Source organism: Pseudomonas brassicacearum (assembly GCF_003732175.1).
In the GTDB taxonomy this organism is placed as follows: Bacteria; Pseudomonadota; Gammaproteobacteria; order Pseudomonadales; family Pseudomonadaceae; genus Aquipseudomonas; species Aquipseudomonas brassicacearum_G.
Window position 1 is genome coordinate 1 of the sequence record NZ_MOBI01000009.1, and the last position, 6,400, is coordinate 6,400.

Below are 6,400 nucleotides of genomic sequence, written 5' to 3' on the forward strand. Positions count from 1 at the left end.
CAGGTGGCCGGATGTTAGTGGAATGAGTGGCCGGATGGCGTGGAATCCGCAGCCTCGCCTGTTAGAGTGAACACTCTAGCTTTGCTAAAGGCAGCGTCAGGAACCTCGTGTCCTTCTGGATCTTTCACAGAGGTGATAAACGGATCCCCAACCTCCACCACGAAAAATCTCCTGTCGCCTTTCCCCCCTGAACTGGAGAACTTCGGTCTAGCACGAACTTCATTGACCCACGGGCTCGAAGACTGGTACGGAATTTCGACACGCCAGAAACCGTGTTCGTCAACACGGAACTCCTTACGTACTGCAAAATTCGAATCGATAACATCGCCCATCCGAAAGGGCTCGCCCATACCCGCTATCGTTAACGTCGTAGGAGTCGTAAACCCCCAATCGGGGATTTCAGTCCCTTGGGAGTTCTTGACCGAGGTGATGGTGAGTAATTCCCTCATTGCCACAACCGTAACAGTCCAGGTATCGGATACCATCCCGCTGACAACACCCACCACCGTAATGACGTGCGAACCTTGCGCCAGAATATGCAGGTCATACTTCAACTCGCCGCTGTCGTCAGCGTGGCGTTCGCCATGTTTGCGCCCATTCACTTCAATCCTGAGCAATTCCCTGACAGCAGCCTTGATTGTCAGTTTCAGCCTCGAATAGGTGGTCTCTTCCTTGTCATCTACGGGGACATCGATGTAATCCGTCACCTTGGTGATGACCGGTTTTACGACCTCGACATTTTTAACGGTATAGACCCGCGTCTCGAAACCAAACGCCTGATCCTCATCATCCACCTGATTCAGCGCGACCTTGACGATGATCTTCAGCTGCGAGCCATTGAGCAACGCCCTGAAGTAGTCGTAAGACACCTTCACCTCGCGATAACCGCGGGTAATCCAGTCCTCCTCCACCGGCTCCGATTGCAGCACAGGGAGACTGTGATCCTCACTACCGGCGTTTGTGCCCTCCAGGTAAATCCAGCACCGTTGCTTTTCGGCAATCAACGGCCAGTTTTTCAAGTGCAACGTGAGGTCGTTGGAACTGCCGGTCAGGTCCAGTTCGTCACCGTTACCGTCGTCCTGCGCCTGAAGGATCCGGGCTGCTTTCAACTCACTCTTTGGCAGGGGGAGCACATTGAGCTCTAGAGGTGGAGAAGGTTTCTCGTCCTCACCATCCCGCGAGATGCAGTACCTCACCGTCATTTTTTTGCCCAGATGAAACGCGACGACCTTTTTGTCCAAATTCACAGTCCTGGGGTCACGCGCCCCCAAAGGCAACTCCGGGCTTTTGTAGTTCCCGCCCTCCGGGGTGCTGGGCTCACCAACAATCTCAACGTAAAACTTGTCGGTAGGCAGCAGTTTCGTCGTAGGTATCAGCGCCCTGAACAGGAGAGGGGTGTTGATCGAATCCAGATCGGTGCCATTCAACACCGGCTCGACCTTCAGCGGATCGAGGGGCGGGATGGGGGCGTGTGTTTGGGGCGCAGTAACTTGAGCGGTCATGAGTAATCTCCATCTCGCAAGAGTCGCCGCGACGTAAACGGCAGCGTTGATGCTCATCTAACACCCAACTCCGATGCACTGACCACTGTCAGAAATAACAGGTAGGCAGTGGATTCCGATCAACGGCATGCGCGTCTGAAGGTCGAAGGGCGCAGTCTTCAATCTGAATTGACGCTAGTAGAAAACGACCCAGTAAGGTGACTTAAGCCTTGATCCCTGCAAGCTCACGCACCAGTCATAACTGGATTGTTTATCAGCATAAAGTGGATGGGACCACGACCAGGAACCATTCTCGTCCACCGACGCTGTTCCCCATCGGCTTGCGACATGGTAGATATCAAGCACCGACCCAGGCTGCCCCTTTCCGTACAACCATATACGTGGCTCATCAGCCAGACCCCCGTTGGGAACAGACGCACTGGCGATGTAAGGGATACCCATGCTAACGCCCCAGCGATCAGATTCCGGCTGGCTGCCATCACGCTTTTTAACGGTGAAGCGACGGTAGCCAATAGATAAGGGACCGGCGGTGTATACCCACTGGCTACCGTTCATCTCGGCGGGCCCCAACAGCTGGCCATTTGCATAAACATCGACCTGCCCCCCACCGGTAACCGTGCCCTCGAGTTTGATGCTGGTGTCGAGGGTCGCCCACTCTCGGGCGATGGGGTTGCCTATGGAATCCACCATTGCGGTGATTGCCGGTGAATCGATCGGTGCTTTCACGTTAACGATCCAGGTCCTTGATAACGGACCGCTACCAGGCAGAGCCTTGATCTTGAACGCGCATACCTTGGGAGACAGCACCTTCGTCTCGAACTCCCACTTGTTTTTGTCAACCCCGACTATACGAGCCTTGCCCAGCAGATCGTAGCTGTCATAAACCTCAGGCACTCCCCCCGGTCCAACCCAGCCTTTGAGCATCAAGGGAGTTTGGGTGGTTATTTCATTATCGGTAATCCGAAGACCCGCGGCGTCCCTCACATCGTATATCTGTGAACCGCTATTCCCCTTCACGATAACGGTCCAGATATTGGAATCCAATCCGCTGGTAACGGCCTTGATCCCCTGCGTGTATACGCTCAGCCAAGTCAGTTCGAACGTCCACGTCCCGTCTTCAGGTTTGGCCGTGCCCTTCAGTTCAGCCCCGACATAAACCTGGACCTCTTCACCCGCGGTACCTTCAAGCCAAAGCGTGGTGGCCGTGGTCTCGCCTTTGTCAGCAACGGGATTGCCGTCGAGATCCGTCACCTTGGTGATGACAGGCTCCACCACAGCCGCTTTAACGGTATAGCTTCGCACCTGCGAGAGGTTCGCCTTGCTCTCGTCATCAACCTGATCAAACGCAACCTTGTATTCAAGACTCAGATTCGATCCATTGACCAGTTTCTTGAGCTCACTGTAAGGAACGGCTACGTCGATATAGCCAAGGGTGATCCAGTCCGCATCAACCTCGTCCTTGAACAGATCTTTTTCGTAATGGGTGCCATCTGCGTTCTTGCCCTTCAGCTTGATCCAGCACAATTGCCCTTCTGCAATCAGCGGCCAGAGACTAATGCGCACCGTCCGGTCGTCGGTGTCGGTGGTCAGGTCCAGTACGGGCCCGGTACCGTCATTGTCCTTCCCGAAGATCACCCCCGCCTTCAGCTCCTCAGGCAGAAAGTCGAGCACGTTCAATTCGAGCTCATCGGAAGTGACCGACGTTTCACCATCGCGGTTGACGGTGTATTTCACCTTGATCGTTTGGCCCAGGTTAAAAGCGACGAGCTTTGGTTCCAGATTCAAGGTCCTGAGAGCTGGCGGCCCAAATTGCAACACAGGACTCTCGTACGAACCGCGCGGATCGGTACTCTCGCTCTTGACTTCGACGGAGAACGTGTCGTCCTCCTGCAATTCCTGCTCCTTCCGTTCGATTTCTGACGTCAGCCGCCCGATGTCGTGGATCTTCATCGGGTGCAGATTGAAGCCATCCGCCTCCCTGATGCGCGGCTTCTTAAGCGGGTCTTTGATAGAACCGGCAGCGTGTATTTTGGGAGCGTCTTCTTGAGCAGTCATGGGCAAGTTCCTTCTCAGAGGTGTCGCCGCAACGTCAGCGGCAGCGTTGACGTTCATCCAGCATTCGGCTCAGATGCGCTGCCATTGCCGCGTCATCGAAGTCTGTCATCGCCGTGTTTGGATCTAGGAGGGGGTGAATAATTAGATACACGCTCGGTGATTTTTCTTCCTTCCCATAAAACGCTTTAACTCCAAGATCCTGATAATGGTCAGGATCGAGGGTCAATGTGCGGGCCCACTCTCTGTTGGCATCAGCTTTGAAGCGCTCACCGATGAAATCCTCTTTATTATAAAACTGGAGTTCCCTATCGCTTTTAGCTGTCCCGATTAACTTGACCGTTTGATCATAGGTCGAGCCAAATTGGGGAATAGAACGATTCAAGGAGTCCGTGATCGATGTAATGACAGGACTGTCAACCTCCACAACATGTAGTTCCCACCCAAACGAATTCAGGTTGTCGTCAACATGTCTGACGAAAATAACATGACGTCGTATTTTCAACCCGCTCACGGTGCAACGCCATACTCCGTCAGGGCCCACATCGACGAGTGGCAAGCTCTCGTCAAGGCCAATGACGCTTATGCTGAGCTTTCCACCAGGGTTGGCTGTCCCCTCCACCGTCACGGCAGATTCAAACGTCGCGCCGTATTCGGGGATATGCTCCCCCCTGGAGTCCGTGACCCGGGTGATGATGGGGACGCCTTCGCGCAAAAAGAAAACTATCCAAACCGCTGAGTACTTGCCATCAGATGCGATAGCAGCAAAGGGCGTCAGATTAAGGTTTGTCTTTTTGAACTTGTACTCCCACTCCCCCTCGCTATTAGCGAAGACGCTCCCCCCTTTACTCATCCAGACCTCCTGATGGGCAGCAGCGGTGCCCTTCAGTATTACGCCGTCCGCGGCTGTGAACCCTCCGTTAGGGAGCTTCACCCCGTTGAAGTCTGTCATCTCAATGATCTCGGGCCTCGCTACTATGGCGTTTTTAACGGCATAGCTTCGCACCACTGAGCTGTGCGCCTTGCTCTCGTCCTCACGCTGATCAAATGCAACCCTGTACTCAATCGTCAGGTCCGATCCATCGGCCAACGCCTCCAGCACGCTATAGAGAACAGCCAAGTCAATGTGGCCACGGGTGATCCAGTCCTGATCGACCTTACCCAAAAACACGGTTGACTCGTAGTCGGTGCTATCCGCATTTTTGCCCTTCAGAGTGACCCAGCAAGGTTGCCCTTTGGCAGCCAGCGGCCAGAGAGCAATGCGCACCGTCCGGTCTTCGGTGTCGGTGGTCAGGTCCAGCTCGGGCCCACTACCGTCATCCTGTTTCCCGAATATCCGGGCTTCCCCCAACGCATCTGCTGGCAGGTCCAACACGTTCAACACAAGCAGCTCGGAGTCCGGCGAGGTTGTCCCGTCATGTGTGATCCTATAGATCAGGGTCATTGTGTTGCCTAGAAGGAACGCGACGACCGCCTTGTTCAGATTCAGAGTCCGGGGGTGTAAAGATCCGACCCTCAATAAAGGACTCGCGTACGAACCCCGTGGATCAGAGCCGGGACCACCGACGAGAAAAACCTGGAACTCATCGGTAGGCAACAGTCCCGTTGTCGGTATTTTCGCCGTCAGCTTGGTGCCGGTATCGAGCGGGGGGAGTTTTTTGTTATCCGATGCCTGAACGATCGTCAGGTGCTCGAGGCCTAGGTCGGAATCACTTTTTGTGGAGGCGATAACGTGAGCAGTCATGGGCAAGTTCCTTCTCAGAGGTGTCGCCGCAACGTCAGCGGCAGCGTCGACGTTTATCCAGCACTCGGCTCAGACGCGCTGACCATTGTCAGCGCGCACCTGATCAACTCTCCGTTACTTCGCTGGCTCGACCTTGCGCACTCGGTAGAGATTTGACTTCGGCGAGCGCTCGCCCGACGCGGATGCTACATAGTGATACTCCCTGGGCTTTGGGCCCATGTGTATCGCCGACGTCCATTTTCCCTGTGCATCGACATTGACAGTGATTTCCACATCACTGAGAAGCTCATGAAGGGTGAGCGTCCCATTGGCAGGCCCCACACCCGATAGCGTAAACGCCTGCCCGGAAGTCTCTCCGTAAGGCGGGATGAGCGTGGTACCCGCAAGGTCGGTTGCCTGCTCGATAATAGGTGTTCCCGCAGCGAATACCGCCAGCCACCAAAGCATGGGGGATTCGGCACCCTCGGCACTCAGCGCCAAGTGATAGTAGTGGACGTTCAAATCATCCAGGGTAAGCCGCCAGTAGCCGTTCTGGTTCGCAACGACAGTCCTCAGAACAGTGAAAACGTCACTGATGGTGACCGTTGCGCTGGGCTGAGCAGTGCCTGTGAGCGTGATCGTGTCGGTGGTTATGGCGCCGCCAGGGAGGACCTGATTGTGTTGAGCGTCTTTGGCAGCAATGATGGCGAGCGTTCCGTCCGACGGACCGGACACCACGAAAACGTTATAGTTGTCCGACTCCAGCCCGCTCACGATGCCCTTCACCGTGATGTTTTGATCACCTAGTTCCAGAGGCGCCAGTTGAAAGTACAGAAACCCCAGTTCATTCGTTGGAGCCGTGTGCTTCCATACACCATTGAGAAAAATATCGAGTTGCTCGAACTTGCCTGCCTTGATTGTCAGATTAAGAACTCTCGCCTCGGTGAACGACCCATGAGGGACATCACTGTCGTCGCCGGGGTCTTTGACTGATTCGAATACGGGTTTTTCCGTTTCCACTGGTTTTACGGTAACGGTCCAGGTGTTGGAATCCTGCCCGCCTGCGACAACCTTGATCACGTGCGTAGCCACGCTCAATTCGGTCAGTACGGACGTCCATATC

At 54.8% G+C, this 6,400-nt stretch carries 4 protein-coding genes; all 4 read right to left on the reverse strand.

What is annotated here, in order from left to right; translation table 11 throughout:
• Window positions 1-14: 14 nt before the first annotated feature.
• Window positions 15-1,502 carry a hypothetical protein gene (locus BK658_RS08060; protein WP_123581866.1) on the reverse strand — a complete coding sequence of 496 codons (1,488 nt, stop codon included), beginning with the start codon at window positions 1,500-1,502 and terminating at the stop codon, window positions 15-17.
• A gap of 174 nt (window positions 1,503-1,676) precedes the next feature.
• Window positions 1,677-3,557, reverse strand: coding sequence for a hypothetical protein (locus tag BK658_RS08065; RefSeq protein ID WP_123581867.1), 1,881 nt, complete (start codon window positions 3,555-3,557; stop codon window positions 1,677-1,679).
• Between the two features lie 34 nt (window positions 3,558-3,591).
• Entirely contained in the window at window positions 3,592-5,298 is a 1,707-nt protein-coding gene (locus tag BK658_RS08070; protein ID WP_123581868.1) for a hypothetical protein, read from the reverse strand.
• 114 nt (window positions 5,299-5,412) lie between these two features.
• On the reverse strand, window positions 5,413-6,400 hold a 988-nt coding region (locus tag BK658_RS08075; RefSeq protein ID WP_221178600.1), incomplete at its 5' end, for a hypothetical protein.